Source organism: Olivibacter sp. LS-1, assembly GCF_008245145.1.
Classification (GTDB): Bacteria; Bacteroidota; Bacteroidia; order Sphingobacteriales; family Sphingobacteriaceae; genus Olivibacter; species Olivibacter oleidegradans.
Genome location: NZ_CP041643.1, coordinates 4,237,098 through 4,256,712, shown reverse-complemented (window position 1 = coordinate 4,256,712; position 19,615 = coordinate 4,237,098). Strand labels below are relative to the sequence as shown.

General features: G+C 38.6%; 17 protein-coding genes. 9 read left to right on the top strand and 8 right to left on the bottom strand.

Annotation, left to right across the window (positions count from 1 at the left end; genetic code table 11):
- Window positions 1-35: 35 nt before the first annotated feature.
- Window positions 36-671 carry a porin family protein gene (locus FKG96_RS17535; protein ID WP_130855723.1) on the bottom strand — a complete coding sequence of 212 codons (636 nt, stop codon included), beginning with the start codon at window positions 669-671 and terminating at the stop codon, window positions 36-38.
- 123 nt (window positions 672-794) lie between these two features.
- Window positions 795-1,208 carry a helix-turn-helix domain-containing protein gene (locus tag FKG96_RS17530; protein WP_130855724.1) on the bottom strand — a complete coding sequence of 138 codons (414 nt, stop codon included), beginning with the start codon at window positions 1,206-1,208 and terminating at the stop codon, window positions 795-797.
- A gap of 115 nt (window positions 1,209-1,323) precedes the next feature.
- Here FKG96_RS17530 and fabF point away from each other — a divergent pair, with 115 nt between their 5' ends.
- The 3 genes from fabF (at window position 1,324) to FKG96_RS17515 (ending at window position 5,297) form a co-directional block, all read left to right on the top strand.
- Window positions 1,324-2,568, top strand: a complete 1,245-nt coding sequence (gene fabF / locus FKG96_RS17525; protein ID WP_013667324.1) for a beta-ketoacyl-ACP synthase II — start codon at window positions 1,324-1,326, stop codon at window positions 2,566-2,568.
- Window positions 2,569-2,636: 68 nt separating this feature from the next.
- Window positions 2,637-3,533: a LysR family transcriptional regulator gene (locus FKG96_RS17520; RefSeq protein ID WP_130855725.1), complete on the top strand. Its 897-nt coding sequence runs from the start codon at window positions 2,637-2,639 to the stop codon at window positions 3,531-3,533.
- 42 nt (window positions 3,534-3,575) lie between these two features.
- Complete coding sequence (locus FKG96_RS17515; RefSeq protein ID WP_130855726.1) at window positions 3,576-5,297, top strand: M14 family metallopeptidase; 1,722 nt, start codon at window positions 3,576-3,578, stop codon at window positions 5,295-5,297.
- Window positions 5,298-5,334: 37 nt separating this feature from the next.
- On the opposite strand, the gene FKG96_RS17510 is transcribed toward FKG96_RS17515, so the two are convergent.
- Window positions 5,335-8,004, bottom strand: coding sequence for a hypothetical protein (locus FKG96_RS17510; protein ID WP_149105728.1), 2,670 nt, complete (start codon window positions 8,002-8,004; stop codon window positions 5,335-5,337).
- Window positions 8,005-8,024: 20 nt separating this feature from the next.
- On the bottom strand, window positions 8,025-8,909 hold the full coding sequence (locus tag FKG96_RS17505; RefSeq protein ID WP_130855728.1) for a GLPGLI family protein: 885 nt from the start codon (window positions 8,907-8,909) through the stop codon (window positions 8,025-8,027).
- 226 nt (window positions 8,910-9,135) lie between these two features.
- Between FKG96_RS17505 and FKG96_RS17500 the strand changes: the two genes are divergently transcribed.
- Together FKG96_RS17500 and FKG96_RS17495 are read left to right on the top strand one after the other, a co-directional pair.
- Complete coding sequence (locus FKG96_RS17500) at window positions 9,136-10,614, top strand: sensor histidine kinase KdpD (RefSeq protein WP_130855729.1); 1,479 nt, start codon at window positions 9,136-9,138, stop codon at window positions 10,612-10,614.
- Window positions 10,615-10,666: 52 nt separating this feature from the next.
- Window positions 10,667-11,359, top strand: a complete 693-nt coding sequence (locus FKG96_RS17495; protein ID WP_013667318.1) for a response regulator transcription factor — start codon at window positions 10,667-10,669, stop codon at window positions 11,357-11,359.
- 122 nt (window positions 11,360-11,481) lie between these two features.
- Here FKG96_RS17495 and FKG96_RS17490 read toward each other — a convergent pair whose 3' ends face one another.
- A complete protein-coding gene (locus FKG96_RS17490) occupies window positions 11,482-12,009 on the bottom strand; it encodes a hypothetical protein (protein WP_013667317.1) in 528 nt (175 codons plus the stop codon).
- A complete protein-coding gene (locus FKG96_RS17485) occupies window positions 11,999-12,616 on the bottom strand; it encodes a dihydrofolate reductase family protein (RefSeq protein ID WP_130855730.1) in 618 nt (205 codons plus the stop codon). The genes FKG96_RS17490 and FKG96_RS17485 overlap by 11 nt, the downstream gene beginning before the upstream one ends.
- Window positions 12,617-13,083: 467 nt before the next feature.
- On the opposite strand from FKG96_RS17485, the gene FKG96_RS17480 reads away from it, so the two are divergent.
- Window positions 13,084-15,309 (top strand): alpha-galactosidase, encoded by a 2,226-nt coding sequence (locus tag FKG96_RS17480; RefSeq protein WP_207303742.1) that lies wholly within the window; start codon window positions 13,084-13,086, stop codon window positions 15,307-15,309.
- 57 nt (window positions 15,310-15,366) lie between these two features.
- Here the strand turns inward: FKG96_RS17480 and FKG96_RS17475 are convergent, their stop codons facing one another.
- Window positions 15,367-15,783, bottom strand: a complete 417-nt coding sequence (locus tag FKG96_RS17475) for an OsmC family protein (protein ID WP_013667314.1) — start codon at window positions 15,781-15,783, stop codon at window positions 15,367-15,369.
- Between the two features lie 203 nt (window positions 15,784-15,986).
- Here FKG96_RS17475 and FKG96_RS17470 point away from each other — a divergent pair, with 203 nt between their 5' ends.
- From FKG96_RS17470 to FKG96_RS17460, 3 genes are all read left to right on the top strand, one after another.
- Window positions 15,987-17,237 (top strand): putative DNA modification/repair radical SAM protein, encoded by a 1,251-nt coding sequence (locus tag FKG96_RS17470; protein ID WP_130855731.1) that lies wholly within the window; start codon window positions 15,987-15,989, stop codon window positions 17,235-17,237.
- Window positions 17,238-17,239: 2 nt separating this feature from the next.
- Window positions 17,240-17,998 (top strand): TIGR03915 family putative DNA repair protein, encoded by a 759-nt coding sequence (locus FKG96_RS17465; RefSeq protein ID WP_130855732.1) that lies wholly within the window; start codon window positions 17,240-17,242, stop codon window positions 17,996-17,998.
- Between the two features lie 292 nt (window positions 17,999-18,290).
- A complete protein-coding gene (locus FKG96_RS17460) occupies window positions 18,291-18,869 on the top strand; it encodes a phosphatase PAP2 family protein (RefSeq protein ID WP_130855733.1) in 579 nt (192 codons plus the stop codon).
- Between the two features lie 82 nt (window positions 18,870-18,951).
- Here the strand turns inward: FKG96_RS17460 and FKG96_RS17455 are convergent, their stop codons facing one another.
- Window positions 18,952-19,581, bottom strand: coding sequence for a metalloregulator ArsR/SmtB family transcription factor (locus FKG96_RS17455; RefSeq protein ID WP_013667310.1), 630 nt, complete (start codon window positions 19,579-19,581; stop codon window positions 18,952-18,954).
- Between the last annotated feature and the right edge of the window lie 34 nt (window positions 19,582-19,615).

Sequence of the window (19,615 nt, the reverse complement as noted above, 5' to 3'; positions counted from 1 at the left end):
CCAAAGGTAACCTATATGCAGGCTTGTTTCTGTTTTTAAAAGGAATAACCAACCGTAAACGCCCAAGCTCTGTTCCGTTGCTCATACCGCGAGCTGGTTGATAAGTCGGCCAATCCCAGTAAGTAACCTGCAGAAAGATTATATCCTTTTTTTAACTGGTAACCAAAATGGAGATTCACGCCGTAATCAAACCTTTTCTGGCTTCCTGAATCGCCGAATGTGAAATCTTCCCGATTCCCCGTATAGTTTGAAGCAAAGCTGTTTGATCCCATAAGTCCAAATCCCCCGTATGGCCCCATGCTTAAAAAGAAATAGCTGCTATCCTTCAATGGAAGCTTTCCTACAAAATTAACAGGAAGCTGAAGCCAGAAGGTGTGCTGTTTGACTGGTGTATTGCCAAACTCAGAATAATCTAGCTGTGAACCGAGTTGTTGGAAGGAGATACCGGACTGGATGGCAAAGTAACGAGCTGTTGATGCTTCGACTAAACCGGTAACGGTAAAACCCACCTTTTTGGACGCTACACGAGAAGTATTATTGTTTATATTGGACAATGCGTAATAAGGCAAATTGCCTCCCAGTCTTACACTATATCGAATATTCCATTGTTGGGCTGATAAAGATTTATCCATCAAGCCGAGTAAAATACAAATAAAAATAGTTTTTTTCATATTGCTAATTTTAAATCAAAACTAGCTAATGAAGTGTTAAGAAGTTTTAAGGTTTGGTTCAGTTAACCTTAAAAAATGTTAAAAGATTAGGTGTCGCGAAGGCATGCCTTGTAGAAATACCTATTAGCTAGAAATATGCTTGCGGTACAACTTGTCCTTAAGCTGTTGGAGGGCATTCAGTTTATTGATTTTTACATCTTTTAAGATAAGCTCCTTTTTATAGGCCGGAATGTGGTGGCCGTGCTTATCCGACCATAAACCAATTTCAATGATCAAAGGAACCAAATCGATCGCTTTTTCGGTTAAGCTATATACTATTTTCTGTTTATGATCGGGTGCCTTTTTCTTTTTTATGAACCCGTTTTTTTCGAGCATGAGCAATCTGTTTGCTAAAATGTTGGTTGATATCTTTTCCTCAGAAAGTAAAAATTCCTGATAGTATCGCTTATCAAAGAATACTATGTCCCGGATAATCAATAAAGACCACTTGTCACCAAATAGCTCAAGAGCGTAGTTTAAAGGGCAATCAGATCTCATATTTACAAGGAAATTTATACACTTGCAAATATAAGGCGGTTTGCTTTATATTTGCAAGTGCTTGTTAAATGCAAGTAGTTGTTGTGAGGCCGTTGCTTCACCTAAATTTAAAATCATGAATCGAATCGTTATAACCGGGCTTGGAGCCTTAACGCCAATTGGCGAAAATGTTGAGACTTTTTGGCAGAACTTGATAAAAGGTGTTTCGGGTGCCACGAGAATCACAAAATTTAACGCCAATAAATTTCGAACACAAATTGCTTGCGAGCTTAAAGATTATGATCCTTCCCGATGGCTTGATAGGGGTGAGATCAAGCGTACAGACCCCTTTACACAATATGCACTTATAGCCGCTGATCAGGCGATTAGTGATGCACAATTAAACTTCGCGGACATGGATCCCTACGATATAGGTGTCATATGGGGGTCTGGGCAAGGGGGGATGCTTACTTTTGAGGAGCAGGTAAAGGAATATGTGTCTGAAAACTTTACACCGCGGTTTAGTCCGTTTTTTGTTCCGAAGCTAATCGCTAACATGGCTTCGGGATTGATTTCTATAAGACATGGGCTGAAAGGGATCAATTATACGACGGTGTCGGCATGCGCAACATCCAATACGGCTATTATGGATGCTTTTAATTATATAAGATGGGGGAAGGCAAAAGTGATGATTACCGGAGGTTCAGAAGCGCCTATTACGGAAGCGTCAATAGGTGGGTTTTGTGCAATGAAGGCAATGACTACGCTAAATGGAGAACCCACGTTAGCTTGCCGGCCTTTTGACCAAGGTCGCGATGGATTCTTGATGGGTGAAGGAGCGGGGGCTTTGGTATTAGAAGAATATGAGCACGCGCGTGCACGAGGAGCTAAAATTTATGCCGAGATAGTTGGTGCAGCGATGACGGCAGACGCTTATCACATGACCGCCACCCATCCTGAAGGCGAAGGAGCTTATATGGCAATGAAGCTAGCCCTAAAGGATGCCAATATTGAAGCTCAAGAAGTAGATTATCTGAATGCGCACGCGACTTCTACCCCTGTTGGCGATATGAGTGAACTAAAGGCAATCCATAAACTATTCGAGAGCAGTTTTGATCGTTTGCATGTGAGCGCAACAAAGTCCATGACCGGTCATTTATTAGGTGCTGCGGGTGCCATTGAAGCCATTGCCTGTGTTCTATCAATTCGTGATTCGATTATACCTCCCACAATTAATTTAACCAATCCGGACGAAGCAATACCTGAAGGTCTTCAACTTGTAAAATTAAATGCACTAAAACATGATGTTAAAGTAGCAATGAGTAACACTTTTGGTTTCGGGGGCCATAACGGCATCGCTGTTTTTAAGAAATTAAGTTAGCGATTAAAAAATGTAGTGTATTAATAGTATGTGCAATGTGTTAACTTTGCATTACTAATATAATAGATATGCTAAATTTGGAATGGTTTCGCACTTTTAAGGCTATTTATGAAACCGGAACACTTACCGGTGCTGCGCAGATGTTATTTATATCACAACCAGGGGTGAGCTTACATTTAAATTCGCTGGAGACTTATACCGGTTATAAGCTGTTTGATCGCTCTGCAAAGCGGATGGTCCCCACCGAACGAGGCAAGGTATTATATAACTTCATTCTTGAACCCTTAACGAAATTAGAAACTTCTGAACAGCTTTTTCACCGAAGTTCTAAAATCGATCGCGCAACCGTGAGTATTGGTATGTGCTTTGAAACTTTTCAATTTACGCTGGAAAGACATATATCATCCCTGCCATTTAATGTAATTATTAAATTTGGGGAGTATCCGCAGATGATTCACGATTTAGATAAAGGTTTATTAGATCTGATTATTACGCCTCAGAAAGGTCTGGAAAAAAACCTGGAATTTAGCCCATTTTCTAAAGAACGGATCGTCTTGGTAGCCGGTGCGGAAACAGATGCGAAAATTGTGGAAGAGCTCATTGTAAAGGGCGATTTGATGGCTGCAGAGAAATGGCTTAAGGAACAAGTATGGTATAGTACCGCCGCTGATATGGAGAACCTAAAAAGATTCTGGTATCTGAACTTCAGGCACCATCCGGATTTTAAACCGAACTATATCGTCCCTAATATATGCTCTATTGTCCGATGCTTAAGCGAGGGGGTTGGTTTTTCAATCATTCCGGATTTTTTGTGCAAGAACGAAATAGAGTCCAAAAAGCTTCATCTTATATGGACCGGTGACCCGGTTATGGAAAACACGCTGTATTTCGGTACCAGGAAAAAAACTATGTATGAAAGGGAAATCAACTTAGTAAAAAAGATCTTTGTAGAAGAGGGTATATGATTAAGAATTAGGGGACACCCTAAAGAAAATAACAAACAGAAAATGCTAAAATCATTTGTCTTTCTCCCGCTCATTTTTTTCTCCTTTTTTGTTCAAGCTCAAAAGATTGCTTTTGAGTTAGATGATAAACATAATCGTACTGCTACTTACGAAGAAGTACTGGCATTTTATCGCCATTTGGATAGTAGTTATGTGCAGGCTAAACTCTTTTCTTTTGGTACAACTGATGTTGGTAAGGCACTTCAGCTGATGGTTTTGTCCAAGGATGGTGATTTCGATCCCCTTAGCCTAAGAAAGAAAAATAAAAGCATCATATTGTTCAACAACGGAATCCATCCCGGAGAACCCGAGGGTATTGACGCATCCATGATGCTAATTCGGGATTTGTTAATAAAAGATGCTGTTCCGGACAATGTTGTGCTTTGCTTCATCCCTGTATACAATATTGATGGTATGTTAAATCGCGGGGTATCGAGAGTTAATCAAAACGGCCCGGAACAATATGGGTTTAGGGGGAACAGACAGAATTTAGATCTCAATCGTGATTTTATTAAGACAGACAGTCGTAATTCTCAGACTTTCCAGGAAATATTTAATCGCTGGGACCCCGATGTTTTTATCGATAACCACGCAAGTAACGGTGCTGATTATCAGTATGTGATGACGCTTATCGATACGCAACCGGACAAATTGAACACTATTTTAGCTGATTATATGTTGAAAAATTATACGCAGGAGCTATATAATCGAATGGAAGGAGAGGGGTACCGACTGGTGCCTTATGTAGATTCGCGCGGAGAGACGCCGGAATCCGGTATCGTGTCTTTTTTGGAAAATCCCAGATATTCCACTGGATATGCTGCATTGCATAATACCATAGCTTATATGCCCGAAACTCATATGTGGAAACCTTTTGCGCAGCGAGTAAATGCAACTTATGCGCTGATGAAACATTTAATAGACATTACCCATGAGCAAGGAAGCCAATTGCTGGCAGTTAGAAAAAAAGCGAAGCAATCTGTAAAGGATCAGCAGATTTTTCCGCTGGCATGGGAACTGGATACGCTTAATTATAGGCAAATTGACTTTTATGGGTATGAGGCTATGCACAAGCCAAGTGAGGTAAGTGGACAGGATCGATTATATTACGATAGAAACAAACCTTTTACCCGAAAGATAAAACTTTATAATCGATACAAGCCAAAATTAACTGTGAAAAAGCCATCGGCTTATATCATTCCCCAAGCTTATGAAAAAGTTGTTAAACTTTTAGCGTTAAATGGAGTGAAGCTGGAAACGCTCGAGCGAGACACAACCCTATTGCTTGACATGTACTATATTAAGCGATTCAAAAGTCTAGAAAAACCATTCGAAGGTCATTATTTGCATAGGGAGGTAGAGCTTGTAACGAAAAAAATGGAGGTTCCGTTTTATGCAGGAGACGTGATAGTAAAAACGGATCAAGAGAAAAACAGGTATATTATAGAGACACTTGAGCCTCAAGCGGTGGACTCATATTTCTGTTGGAATTTTTTTGACGCAATTTTAGGACAGAAAGAATACTTTGCCTCTTACATTTTTGAAGAAGAAGCTGAGAGGTTATTAAAAGAAAACCGAGCATTGGCACATGCCTTTGAAAAAGCTAAACAGGCTGATTCATCGCTTATGAAAAATGGCCAAGCACAGCTCGATTGGATTTATAAACATTCTTCTTATTACGAGAAGACACACTTGCTTTATCCTATTGGACGTTTGACGGACTAAACACGTTTAGCGATCAGCATTTGCGTTTCGACGTGTTTTAAATACGAAAACTAAGTCTAAGGAGTAACATGCGGCCTCTTAAATCGTATTGACTGTATCCAAACTGATTGGAAGAAAGCGTGTATAGTTCGTAAGACCTAATGTCTGTAAGGTTACTTGCATCCAACTCTATATCAGTCTTCCATTTGTCTATTTTATAACGGAAGTTGAGGTCTGTAAAAAGATACTTTACATTTTCCGCATTTTTTTGCGTGGTTAAAAGTTGTCGGCCACTCAGCTTAAAAAAAGCATTTTCAAATGGTCGGAATGTCAGGTCAAGAGATTGATCAAAAAATTGAATTTGTCTGTCGGGAAAATCAATTCCTGCGGTTGCACCGATCATTTTACTGGTGGTCCAATTTCCCCTTCCGGCGTATTTTAAAAATAGGAAATTCAATAAGCGAGTTTCAAAATAAGGGCTAAAACTGAAGGTTAGGTTATTAAAAGGAAGTAATTGGTTGTTTAAAAACTGATTATAACGGGTGTTATTCCAAGAGGCATTAGCACCAATATTGACGTCGATATCGAATAAATATTTGCTAATGCCAGCCGCGATGCTTAAATCATGGCTTTTATTGCTAAAAGGTAAAAGAACGGTTTGAAAGAGATTATTGCTTACTATATGAGAAAGAATTGTATTGGAACGAACCTTACTGTAATTAATAGATGCATTCATAAAAAACATTTGAAGGTTACGCTGATAATTGTAGCGTAGACCGATATTGTGGAGATTTCTTTCCTGGAGGCTTGCATTGTTAGATTGAAGGCTTCGGTAATTCGTAAGAATAGCCCCGCGATAGAGATCGCTTATATTACCTATTTGGTTGTTGTAACTGTAGTTAACAGCAAGATAATCTTCACTATTTAGGTTATAGCTTAAGTTCCATGCAGGGTTGAAAAGCCATTTGCTGAAATTTTCTCTAAATTTAAATCCGACATCTTCATAATTTATACTTTGTATCGAAAGTGGAAACGAAAGGAGGCTTTCCCAAGGACCTTTTTCGTATTCAAAAGATGGATTTATGTTTATTCTATGTCGCTTCCAATATAAATCATTATCTAAACTATTTCCATAAGGAGTCCAGTCTCCGTTTGCCTGTCTTAATTCTAAATTAGAAGTCAGGTGTTGCCATTCACTTACGAGGCCAACTAGATAATGCTGTTTAATACGACCTTTTGGGATCCGATAGCTCAATGACAAATTACTAAACCAAGTTGGTAAATTAGTAATCTGATTGACGGCTTGAAAGGGAATGCTATCATTAAGTGCTCCGTCATTGATGCCTGGGTTTATTGTTAGCGTCTGTGGCTTATTAAAGTAATTAAGATACCAATTAAAGCTCAGGATATGTTGGTTCTTTAAGGAATGGAGGTAGGATATTTTATTTGAAAAGTCATACTGCCCTGTTTTTAGTTGCTGACTAAAATCAAATGAGTTGCTTTGAAGATCAGACACGCTTTTTTCGTTGCTAAAGTTGACCTGAAGCATGTTGTTGAAATAATACTTTTTATTGTTGTTTTTAAGACTCACTGAGAAATCTGCCATTAAAGGTTTGTTTTCTATGTTTTGTACCTCGCTATAACGAATCGTATCGTTGTTTACATACATATTTGTCAAGCTGTTGTAGTTCATATCGTTGCGGTTATATAACAGATTTATCGTCGATTTTAACTGAAAACTGTTTTTCAAATTCGTTAGATTATTTGCACTAACTAAGGCTGAGTGATTGAAATTGTAACGTTCCTTCGGAAGATTTGGTTCCGATACGGTACCTGAAGAAAGTATTTCGGATGGTCGTTGATTATTCATAGACTGTAATTGGTTTTCGGCGTTAAAGGCAGTTAGCTCCCTTGATAAATCGACGCCAATATCGTTCGCTTTAGCAACATTAAGCATTTTGTGTTTATCATTGAACAATAGGCTATTTAGTTCAGCTTCGTATAAATTCGGAATTCCGCCACCCATTTTTATCTGTCCTGTCAGCTTAAGCTTGGCGTCTTCTTTTATTTTTAAGTTAATTGCCACATCATCACTATAGCTTTTATCTCGTAGCACTTCAATGGGTTGATGGTTTTGTAATACTTCAACATCTTTTACCATGTCTTGTGGAATCGCTCTTGTTCCGATATTATAACGGTCGTTTAATAAGTCATCTCCATCGATATAAAAGTTTGATATATTCTTACCATTATATTTTATTTGTCCGCTTTCTTCAACCTCTATTCCAGGCATACGTTTTAACACATCGCCTATGGTACGATCCTCTGATTTAGCAAAAGATTCAACGTCATAACTTAAGGTGTCGTTCTTTGAACGTATGGGAGGGCTCTTAACTTCCACTTCCGCTAAATCAATCGGTTGTTCTTCGAGCATGATCAGGTACTCCATTTTACCATTTATTACGGATGTCCTGAACTTTTTATATCCTAAGTGGTTTACTTCTAACCAATGTGCAGTAGTAGTAGTATCGTTTAATGTGAAGCTGAAATAGCCTTCAATGTTACTGGTGGTATAGGCAATAATTGTTTGCTGCGCACTTTTTAATGTGATGTTGGCGTATGGAATACCTTTACCGTCAATTGTTTTTAATTGACCACTAATTTTCAATTCTTGGCAATGAACTACCAATATAGAGAAGAAAGAAAGAAACGGTACGATGAATCTCATTTACTTATGGATGAGGCTTGTTATTTATTAAGCTCTAATGGATTATTTATCGGGTTTTTTTCGTTCGCCCGAGACTCCATCATTTCTTTGAACTCGTTCTCAGATAATTGGCGCCCGGATTGATCCTTAAGGACAATTCTCGTATTAGCATTCCCCGGTGCGATGGCTTTTTGATTGAACATTAAATTCTTCTCAAAAGCGGCTTTCGCTTTCATAAAATCCTTTAGTGTTGTTTGCGGAGCATTATCGGGAAGTGCTATAGAAACTTTGCTGTCTAGCTCTTTCTTAAATCCCCCATAATTAAACTGAACATCGTTTTTAGCATCGGATGCTTGCAGGATTAGTCCCGGTAGGCCATGAAGTTTCCATGGACCATAAGGAAATGGTATTTCGGGGGTAAACCAAACGGTATAGAGTCTACCGCCAAATTCTCCAAAGGCCTGCTGGCAATTATATCCACCAATAATTTTTGTTTGATTGGTTATCTTCCAATTGATAATCGGATAGTCTTCAGGGATTTGGTACGCCGTGGGACCAATTTTATCTACCCTAATTAGTTTCTGCTTTTGAGGATTTAGAAAAAGCTCATCGTTGGATACATTGGGCGAATTAAAGGAGAAAAGTTTTCTTTTATTTCCATTGTCGTTTTCTTCCCCCACCTCCTTTCTAATTTCTTCTAGCTTTAAAGCGAGTGTTTTACTTTTATAGGCGCTCATGAATTTACCTAAATAGAGGATCATACTTTCTTTTTTGGGGTTTTCTCTCTTGTTTGTATCTGTCACATGAATAAAGTCATAGACAACACTGGCGAGTGCTTGATCTTTTTCTTGAGCAAATGCAGAAAATGCGAGACCGATAGTGCCAAAAAACGCGAGGCTTCTTTTCAGAAAAAAAAATGTTTTCATTTCGCTTATATTTTAATAGTTAATGGATGCTTTTATCAATGGATCAACACGTTTTGTTAGATTAAAGCATTATTGTATCATCGAAAGTATATAGGTTAGTCGATTTATTGATTTTTATTACTGTTAAACACTGTTAAACATAAGGGTGAATGTTAATTACTGTTAATTTCTGCTAAGTTCTGTTAACGGTTTAAGGCTTGCATTCAATTAAATGTAGATTTGTAGTATGTTATTGCAACGAATTCGTTTTACAGTAATCATTGTGTCATTTGCCTTGGCCGGTGTTTTTCTGTTACAAGGCTACTGGCTATACAATTCTTATCAACTGAGTGCTGAACAATTTGATAAGGATATATTAAAGCTATTGCAAACGCTTCAGCAAAAACATATCCAGCGTGATATGAAGACGTTGGGTATTCCATTGGATAGCTTGCGGAGCGGTAAGCGTCTTATTATAGGTAAGGGCGAGAAAATGAATGCCTTTTTTCAAACATTTAGCGATGTGACGGGGCGACAACCGGAGCTTCCGTTACTTGAACCCGATGATTCAACAAAAGGGCCTTTTAAATTGTCGGTGATCACGCAGATAAACGCAGGCAAAACGGATATAAAAGGCCGCTCAAAAGTTCAACAAACGAAAATTGTTAACATAACCGATGTTTTCCATGACAAATCTGAGCTACAAAAGCTATCCGGCCCTTTAGCTTTAGAAATTGATTCTTTACTACACACGCATAATATATATACGTCTTATGCATTAAAATTGTCCAATATAAGTGGTAGAGGTCAACCTTATTATACGGATAGTATACGCTTTGAGCAGTTCTCACGTAAAATAACGCGTTTAAAATTCGGCATATTACAGCCTTACTTTGTCGATTTTTCTTTAGACAATAATCTGCTCTTTATCGTAAAAAAAATGCAATGGATATTACTTATTTCAATCGCTATTATAGGAGCAACGGCCTGGGCATTTTTGTATATGTTGCGTACTATTTTTCAGCAAAAAAAAATGTCGGATATAAAAAATGACTTTTTTAATAATATGACCCATGAATTCAAAACGCCCATAGCAACTATATCCTTGGCTGTCGAAGCGCTTAAAAATAGGGAAGTAAATAGTAATTCGCAACGATTGTCAGAATACCTAACTATCTGTCAACTTGAACTCAATCGTATATCGAGTATGGTTGATAAGGTGTTAAGAATGGCTGCTTTTGAAAAGAACGAAGTTAGTCTATACTTTCAAACAACCAATGTTCTTTTACTAATTAATAAGGTTATCTCAACTATGCAGCCGCAATTATCAAGAAAAAATGCAGTAATACACGTTAACGAAGGGCAAGAATTACTGCCGATGTTGGAGCTGGATCAAGACCATATAGCGAATGTCTTTTATAATCTAATAGAAAATAGCCTAAAATATTCAAGACGTTTACCTGTGATTAAGATTGACCTGCGTTATGAGCAAGCGTTTGTGAAGATTTCGATAGAAGATAATGGTATTGGAATTCCTACCGCTTATCAGGATCGTGTGTTTGACAATTTTTTCCGGGTTCCAACAGGCGACCTTCATGATGTAAAAGGCTTCGGTATGGGACTGAGTTACGTTGCAAGTATTGTCAGGATGCATCACGGAGAGATCAGCGTAAGCAGTAGATTAGGAGAGGGAAGTGTATTTACTATTTGTTTACCTTTTAAATGATATTGTGTTGTTTTTATTTATATTAACTTGATTACATAAAATTTTACTTTATATGGAAGCTGTGAAAATATTGATAGCAGAAGACGAGCCTTTTCTTGGTAAGATCGTTAAGGAGAGCTTAGAACTTAGCGGGTTTAACGTGATTTTAGTCCAAGATGGAGTAAAGGCCTATGCCACGTTCAGAGCTTGGCAACCGACTGTTTGCATATTTGATATTATGATGCCCGTGAAAGATGGTTTTAGTCTTATAGAAGACGTTAGAAGGATAGATCAGCAGGTTCCGATTATATTTCTCACAGCAAAATCTCTAACCAACGATGTGGTAAAGGGTTTCGAACTGGGTTGCAATGATTACTTAAAGAAACCATTTAGTATGGAAGAGTTAATTGTTCGAATAAATGCGCTTTTATCCCGTCCATCAATAAAAAACAAAAATGAGATAAAAGAGATCTTTGAGATAGGCGATTTTTTGTTCAACAGCAAAAATCAGGAACTGAACAAGCCAAACGGAACGATCAAACTCTCGTTCAGAGAGTCGGTACTTCTGAAGTTACTTGCCGAAAATAAAAACGAGGTGCTCAATCGTAAATTGGCGCTTGAAGTTGTATGGGGAGAAGATAATTTCTTTAACGCCAGAAGTATGGACGTCTTTATTACAAAGCTTAGAAAACACCTGAGAGAGGACAGCCGTATTGAGATTGTTAATATACGGGGTATTGGTTACAAATTAATCATCAATGAATAAGTCGAGTTCATTATCTCATTCTTAATCTTTTTACTTCGGTGTATATGTGGGACCTGTCTCTCAAGTAACTGGCGATATATCGCGTAAATGGCTCCGCAGGGCTTAAAAGTGAAAAACGACCTTTAGTACTTGATGGAGGGATCTAGATCATATTTCATAGCCTCGTAACCTAGAACTCGCCGCATAAGGCCTAACTGCCCGAACAAATATTCTTCTCTGTCAAGACACATTCCGATTGCATTTAAATAGTTTTCTTCGATAAAGGGTGTTTCCATTCCAATAGCATAGGGCTGAAGAAGCTCATCGTCAATTATGTTGCAAAGTCTGTCAAAAAGCTTTGGTGAAATCTTATGCCACTCACCTATAAGTGCCGTCAGGTTAGGATAATTTAGGTTTTCATCTAAAGCTTTGGCATCTGAAAATAAATCTGCATGCGGGTCTTTGTATGGAAGTCCCAATGCTTCTCCGAGCCAATAGCGGCAGTTTACTAAATTGCCAGCCATCCACAATATGTGATTGGTGCGACCGTTTACCCTATGTTTAGCATCTGTTTCATTTATGTTGGCCAGCACGTTATTAAATAGTTGACTACGCATTCTGTAGGCAGGGATGACAATTTTTAAGAAATTACTTTTGATCTTAGTTTCCATAATATGATAAATTAATTTTCGAAAGGAGTTGATGATGTTCATTTGAAATTGCAGGCTGCTTTTCATAAACATTTAATGTTACCCCATTACTGAAAGACTCGCTTTTCGCTTGTTCCCATGTTATTCGTCCGTGTACGTGTTGAAACATGGTTTGCCCACTACCCAGTATAATCGGATTGATGAAAAGGTGCAATTCATCCACTAAATCCAAATTCAACAGTTGCGAAGCAATACTTCCACTTCCCAAGATGAGGATGTCTCCATGAGTCTCTTGTTTTAGGCGGTGTATATCCTCTTGCTTAAGTTCACTTTTAACAATGCTGTTTTTCCAACTGATCGCTTTTAAGCTGCTTGTAAAAACGATTTTATGTATGTTGTTCATCAATTTGGTTATTTGTTTATTCTCATGAGCAGCTGCGTTTGTTGGCCAGTAATTTGCCATTATATCATAAGTAGTTCTGCCAAATAACATTAATTTTACCCCTTGTAGTATAGTAAGTTGGTGATGCTCGATTTCATCATTCCAATAAAACCAGTCGGTTTCGCCATTGTGACCGGAAAAAAAACCGTCTAGGGATAGCCAATTACATACGATAATTTTTTTCATTAGAATAAACTTTCTTAATAACAAGAACGCTTGCTGCCTATCGCTGGCAGGTGTTCTTTCTAAAGCTACGGCTCGTGCCGGATTCACTGGAATAATTTGTTTTCAATGGCCAAATATTGTCATTGTTAAGTACAAACTTAATTCAAAAAATCAACAGGTAATATGTGTAGAAGCGACAATAATGGGGTGTGATGCGACGCTTATAAGAATAGCTCTATATCAAATAAAATGAAAAGGCCAGACTATATGCCTGGCTTTTCTATTTGGGTTGATTAGTTGCTATGTGCTTTATTCTAAAACTATTATGCTGGCGATAAAGATAGTTAAAAATAAAGAAGGTACTAGAAAAAGTGAAAAAAGATTTAGTCTTATTGTTTGCATACAAATAGCTTGTCTTGTTGCATGTTAATTGCTACTTTTGTTTAATAGTATAGACTAGTACAGATTTGTAAATTAACCGATAATAAATGCAAAGAACAATCGTATTTATGAAACACTGCTGTTTCGTCTTAATTGCCATGTGCTGTTATCTTATTGCAGGAGCGCAGCAAAAAGAGCTTACCAACCAAGTAAAAGAGCAACTTATTTTAGAGGGTAGCGAACAAGCCATTGTTTTACAAGTGGAAATCAATGGCGATCTCAATATGGTTTATTTGGGCCCTAAATTGCTACATTCTTCTGACTACCGCCGACTGGCTTCTCAATATAAACAAGCTGACGATTATACCGGGATGTACCGCGCGGCCTATACAGGGTCGGGAAGTCGTAACTTGCTGGAACCTGCGATCAGTGTGCGACACGCAGACGGTAATCAATCGCTGGATTTAAAATATCTGAACCATGAATTTATCACTGTAAACCATAACATCGGTGAGTTACGGGTGCTTCTAAAAGATGCTCTATATCCTTTTGAAGTTGATTTACATTATCGGATCTATCAAAAAGAAAATGTTATCGAGCAATGGGCTACCATTCGTCATCATGAGAAGGGAGCTGTGGAGTTGGTTAAGTATTCGTCCGCCAATTTAAACTTAAAAGCGGACAATTTTTGGTTAAAGCATTATCACGGCGATTGGATCAAGGAAATGCAGCCCGAGGAAGAGAAGTTAACGCACGGAATAAAAACGATTGACAGCAAATTGGGAACGCGAGCAAACCTTTTTCAGCATTCTTCCTTTTTGCTGTCTTTTAATGGTCCTGCCAAAGAAGATGAGGGGTCTGTGCTTATAGGCGGTTTAGCATGGAGCGGTAATTTCAAAATTGATTTCGAGAAGGATCCGCAAGACAACCTACGTATACTAGCCGGAATAAACAATTACGCCTCTACTTATATACTGCAAAAAAATGAAGAATTCATAACGCCTAAGTTTGTCTATACGATTTCTGATCAAGGCATAGGGAATGCGAGTAGAAATCTTCATAATTGGGCACGGAGGTATCAATTGCTTGATGGCGGAGGCAGTAGATTAACCTTATTGAACAATTGGGAAGCCACTTATTTCGATTTTAATGAAGACAAACTTTCTTCTCTGCTAAAAGATACAAAAAAGTTAGGGGTTGATTTGTTTCTTTTAGATGATGGCTGGTTCGGAAATAAATATCCAAGAAACAGCGATACAGCGGCTTTAGGCGATTGGGAAGAGAATAGGGAGAAATTACCCAATGGCCTTGTTTCTTTAGTAAAGGAGGCTGCGTCCAATGGGGTTAAATTTGGTATTTGGGTGGAACCTGAGATGGTAAGTCCTAAAAGCGAGTTATATGAAAAACATCCGGATTGGGTGGTAAAGCAAGAGGGACGTCCTGAATATTATTTTAGAAATCAGTTGGTGTTGGATTTGTCAAACCCTAAAGTACAGGATTTTGTTTTCAAGACGTTGGATGATTTGTTTGTAAAAAATCCGGGCCTCGCCTATGTGAAATGGGATTGCAATGCTGTTATTTACAACGCCTATTCCCCTTATCTCAAAAGCCAGGGAAATTTCTATGTAGACTATGTGAAAGGGTTATATGCGGTTCTGGAACGGATCAGGGCCAAGTATCCAAGAATACCGATGATGCTTTGCTCGGGGGGAGGAGGACGGGTTGATTACGGGGCCCTTCGCTATTTCACTGAATATTGGCCGAGTGATAATACAGACCCTTTGGAACGTATTTTCATGCAGTATGAATATTCTTTTTTTTATCCGGCTTTGGCCAGTGCTAATCATGTAACTGACTGGGGAGACCAGCCCATTAAATTTAAGGTTGACGTTGCTATGATGGGTAAATTAGGATTTGATATTGTGGTCAGTAAACTACCAAAAGAAGATTTGGCATTTTGTCAGCAAGCGCTGAAAACCTACGATGAATTAAAACCGATTATTTGGCAAGGCGATCAATTTCGATTGGCAAACCCTCGAGAAAAGGATTATGCTTCTATTCTATATGTCAATGAAAATAGGGATTCAGGGGTAATATTTAATTACTTGGTAAATTATCGTCAAAATACAGGTACGCCGGCCCCCATAAAGTTCAAAGGATTAGATCCGGTTAAAAGCTACCGGTTGGAAGAGATAAATCTTTATAACGGAGAATCATCTCTGATTAATCCCGGGGAAACTTATACGGGCGACTTTTTGATGAAGGTAGGTTTTAACCCCTATTTGTCTAGTAAGCGAAAGAGCGTCGTGTTGAAGCTTACCGCGGTGTCATAGTTAAAAAGTTTGCTTTGCTCCCCAAGCAGCTGGAAAATAGCTGCTTGGAGGGGGCACTTACACTAAAGACGCTTCTAATGTTATGTCAGTATTCAATAACTTAGAGATAGGACAGATTTCTTTTGCTTTTTGCGCAATTTCCTTAAATTCTTGCTCGGAAATGTTATCTACCTCTCCGGTTAAGATTAATTTGATATGTGTAATTGAGCCGTCCTCAAACGTTATCTGGGCTTCGGTATCTAGATTTCCCGGTGTATAATCTTTTTCGCTCAACAGGAAACTTAGTTGCATGGTAAAGCAGCCCGCGTGCCCTGCTGCGACCAACTCCTCGGGGTTAGTGCCGACGCCTTGTTCAAAGCGGGTTTTGAATGAGAGTTGGGCGTTATCCAATGTCTTACTTTGTGTACTGATTGTACCCTTTCCTTCCATGCCTGTGCCTTTCCAATTGGCATTTGCTTTTCTTGTGAATTTCATAATCTTATTTATTAACTTTTACGAAGCTAGTGAAAATACAGGTTAAAGTAACTATATCCGGAAGCTTTTTTAATGCATTGTGATCGTAGGTGGCGCGGTAGTAATCAAGTTGGGGAAGATTATTTGAAGGTAAATAGAATTGATTCTCGAATAATTCTGTATACTATTTTATTTAGTATATTTGCTAATAAATTTAGTTTGTTTTGAGCAGGATTATAGAGAAGTTAGAAATTTTGGCTGATGCAGCCAAATATGATGTAAGTTGTTCCTCGAGTGGAAGCAATCGACAAAATAAGAACAAAGGCATTGGGAATACGGGCGCCGGTATCTGCCATACCTATACGGAAGACGGTCGTTGTGTTTCTTTATTGAAAATCTTATTGACGAACTTTTGTATTTATGACTGCGCCTATTGTGTTACGCGAAAAAGCAATGATATTAAACGGGTGGCTTTTACAGTTCAGGAAGTCGTAGATCTTACCATCAACTTTTATCGACGCAACTACATTGAAGGCTTGTTTCTCAGTAGCGGTATTTTTAAAAATGCAGATTATACCATGGAGCGGTTGATACTTGTTGCAAAAAAACTGAGAATGGATCACAATTTTAATGGCTATATTCATTTGAAGACGATTCCGGGAGCTAGTAATGACCTGATGTACGAAGCGGGGCTATACGCTGATAGGTTAAGCGTGAATATTGAAATTCCGATTGAATCAGGTTTAAAGTTGTTAGCACCGGAAAAGAATAGGCAAGATATGATCCGACCGATGGATTACCTCAAGCAGAAAATCATGGAGGTAAAAGAAGAAAAAGAAAAATTCAAATATACTCCTTCGTTTACACCGGCAGGTCAAAGTACCCAAATGATAATTGGCGCAAGTGGCGAAACGGATGCTCAAATTATAAAGGTTGCACAAAATCTCTATGACAAATTTAACCTTAAACGCGTATATTATTCCGGATATGTTCCGATAAGTGATGATATGCGTTTACCGGGGATTGGTTCGGCAATACCTTTCCTTCGGGAAAATAGGCTTTATCAAACCGATTGGCTCATGAGGTTTTACGGCTTTAAATCATCCGAGCTGGTGAATGAGCAACATCCTGTATTAGATTTAGACATTGACCCGAAACTTAGTTGGGCATTGAGAAATCCCGGATTTTTTCCTGTTGATATCAATAATGCGGATCTCCATCTTATACTAAGAGTACCGGGTATCGGGCTGACTTCGGCCCATAAAATAGTCAATGCGCGAAAGCATGGTCATCTTGATATAGAACAATTGAAAAAAATAGGTGTTTCGCTCAATAGAGCTAAGTATTTCATTATATGTAGAGGATATAAGCAAATTTTCTGTGATAAGCCTGAGCAGCTTATTAAATCATATATTTTGAATGCTTCGAAAAGTAAATATTCAAGAAGCAACTTTTATCAAACAAGCCTCTTCTAGAAATGTGTGTAATAATTTATGATGGAACATGGGAAGGCTGGTTAACTTTGGTTTTTGAGATGTTCGAATTCAAGGTCTCGGTAACCGCCATTTACCGGAATGAACAACCGTTACAACAAGATATTTTCGTGCCGTGGAAAAGAGTGACAACCGATAAATCAAAAGCCCAGCGCGTTTGGAAAGGTTTACAATTGCGGATACCAAAATATGCTCAGGAAAACTTGTTCTGCGCGTTTCTGTCTGAGCTTCCCCAAATAGAGGCGACCTTGTGCTCGGCTGTCTGTTTTTATTTTTCGACCGTTGAAGAGGGGCACTTAGCATTTGGACGGAATGACGTGCTAACAATACATCAGACTGCAAAGATGGTGAACAGAGAACGACATCGCATGAAAGCCTTTACGCGTTTTAAAAAGCAAAAAAATGGTTTATACTTTGCCGTGATTGAACCGGACTTTAATGTGCTTCCGCTTATTAACGAGCATTTTATGCGCCGTTATGCGGATCAACGTTGGTTAATATATGATACAAAACGCGACTACGGCATCTATTACGATTTAAACCTTGTTTCGGAAGTAAAATTAACAAATGAGACAGTCCTGTTGGATGATATGGTACAGCTTGAAGAAGACGAGATTCTGTATGCCGATTTGTGGCAACAGTATTTTAAATCCACCAATATAAAGGAAAGAAAAAACGTGAGATTGCATGTTCAACATGTGCCCAAGAGGTACTGGAAATACTTGACTGAAAAAAGCATTTAAAAGCAGTAAGTCACTGGAACTGAACTTCCACCATTCGGTGTTTAATAAGTCCTTGGTCGAAATGACAAATAAATTACAATTAATTTATCAATATAGTGTATTAAGTACACTATCTTTGTGTCATCATAATTTAGGTTTATAATTGGTTAGTTAAAGTCTTCAATCTCCCCGGTTGAAGACTTTTTTTATTCCAATTTTTAAATCTTAACGGTTTATCCAATCACGGCAGTGATCAATCTTCTTTGCTTTCGGGATGTAATTTGCCTAAGTTTGGAAATTGGAATTAAGGTAGATGAAAATTTATACGATCGTATTTTTGTTTTTTTGTACTTCTAATCTTTTTGGGCAGTCGACAGTTGATCAAATTGATCTACGCATTTTGGAAAATTTAGCCGCCAAGAGGAGCGAGCAAGAAACGAAGGCAATGCGTATCATTTCTGATGCAAACAACTATGTCAACGCCGCCATACCTGCCGGATTGTTTGTCGCCGGTGTAATTGATGGAAACAAAGAGATGCGGCAGAACGCAGTTTATATAGCTAGTAGTACAGCAATTACCGCCTTGCTAAATTTTGGATTGAAGAAAATATTTAAAAGACCACGTCCCTTCATCGCACATAGTGGGTTTAAAGCTGTTTATCAGCCGTCTAGTTATTCTTTCCCGTCAGGTCATACGTCCGCTTCATTCAGTACGGCCACGGCCTTGTCGCGCGCTTATCCTAAATGGTATATAATTGCGCCATCGTTCATTTGGGCAGGAACTGTAGGTTACTCTCGCATGTATTTAGGTGTTCATAATCCATCAGATGTTGCGGCAGGAGCTATTTTAGGTGCTGGATCCGCCTTTGGTATGGGGTTTATAAGGCCCTGATCGAGCAGAGTTTACGATTAGAGTGGGAAGCAATTGTTTTTATTTTATCAAAAGCAACCTCTATTTAGACGAATATTCCGCATTACTGAAGATAAATTTTATAAGCACACCTTCTTGCCCCGGCAAGAATATGATCTATCCGTTCAACGGATACATTTTCTCCTAAAACATTTTGGAACGTATTAAGCTCTGAACGGCAAAAGCCCTGACAAGTCTGTGCTGCTGCGCAAATCGGACAATGATTTTCGATGAGTAAATAAACATCACCCTGCTTTTGGCATTCGGCCATATAGCCTTCTTGATTCCGAATCTCGGCCAATTTATTGACTCGTTCTTCCAATTCATTAACACCCTTTAAGTGTTCATTGTATTTTATTATGCCTGCCTTTTCGTTTTCGGAAATGATGGTTTCCATGGCTTGTTCGCCTAAGCTTTGACGAATTAAGTCAATAAGCTTTACGGTAAGATCTGCGTGCGAGTCTGGAAACCGCGCGTGTCCTGCACGGGTTAACGACCAAATCTGTTGTGGCCTTCCCCGTCCTTTTACTCGCGTGCTGGAGGTAACCAACTCATCGTTGGCAAGTTTTTGTAGCTTGAAACGCGCGCCCTCCGTGGTGATTTTAAGCTCATTAGCGACCTCAATGAGCGTTTGAGGACCCTTTTTTTTCAGCAACCAAAGAGCGCTGTCGTAATCGTTTATATGATGATTCATAAACAAAGTATCCGCTTGGTTTAATTCGTAAAAA

Bases quoted from the DNA above. Each gene is read 5' to 3' on its own strand.
- FKG96_RS17535 (WP_130855723.1), bottom strand. From the start codon at position 671: ATGAAAAAAACTATTTTTATTTGTATTTTACTCGGCTTGATGGATAAA.
- FKG96_RS17530 (WP_130855724.1), bottom strand. From the start codon at position 1,208: ATGAGATCTGATTGCCCTTTAAACTACGCTCTTGAGCTATTTGGTGAC.
- fabF (WP_013667324.1), top strand. From the start codon at position 1,324: ATGAATCGAATCGTTATAACCGGGCTTGGAGCCTTAACGCCAATTGGC.
- FKG96_RS17520 (WP_130855725.1), top strand. From the start codon at position 2,637: ATGCTAAATTTGGAATGGTTTCGCACTTTTAAGGCTATTTATGAAACC.
- FKG96_RS17515 (WP_130855726.1), top strand. From the start codon at position 3,576: ATGCTAAAATCATTTGTCTTTCTCCCGCTCATTTTTTTCTCCTTTTTT.
- FKG96_RS17510 (WP_149105728.1), bottom strand. From the start codon at position 8,004: ATGAGATTCATCGTACCGTTTCTTTCTTTCTTCTCTATATTGGTAGTT.
- FKG96_RS17505 (WP_130855728.1), bottom strand. From the start codon at position 8,909: ATGAAAACATTTTTTTTTCTGAAAAGAAGCCTCGCGTTTTTTGGCACT.
- FKG96_RS17500 (WP_130855729.1), top strand. From the start codon at position 9,136: ATGTTATTGCAACGAATTCGTTTTACAGTAATCATTGTGTCATTTGCC.
- FKG96_RS17495 (WP_013667318.1), top strand. From the start codon at position 10,667: ATGGAAGCTGTGAAAATATTGATAGCAGAAGACGAGCCTTTTCTTGGT.
- FKG96_RS17490 (WP_013667317.1), bottom strand. From the start codon at position 12,009: ATGGAAACTAAGATCAAAAGTAATTTCTTAAAAATTGTCATCCCTGCC.
- FKG96_RS17485 (WP_130855730.1), bottom strand. From the start codon at position 12,616: ATGAAAAAAATTATCGTATGTAATTGGCTATCCCTAGACGGTTTTTTT.
- FKG96_RS17480 (WP_207303742.1), top strand. From the start codon at position 13,084: ATGCAAAGAACAATCGTATTTATGAAACACTGCTGTTTCGTCTTAATT.
- FKG96_RS17475 (WP_013667314.1), bottom strand. From the start codon at position 15,783: ATGAAATTCACAAGAAAAGCAAATGCCAATTGGAAAGGCACAGGCATG.
- FKG96_RS17465 (WP_130855732.1), top strand. From the start codon at position 17,240: ATGTGTGTAATAATTTATGATGGAACATGGGAAGGCTGGTTAACTTTG.
- FKG96_RS17460 (WP_130855733.1), top strand. From the start codon at position 18,291: ATGAAAATTTATACGATCGTATTTTTGTTTTTTTGTACTTCTAATCTT.
- FKG96_RS17455 (WP_013667310.1), bottom strand. From the start codon at position 19,581: ATGAATCATCATATAAACGATTACGACAGCGCTCTTTGGTTGCTGAAA.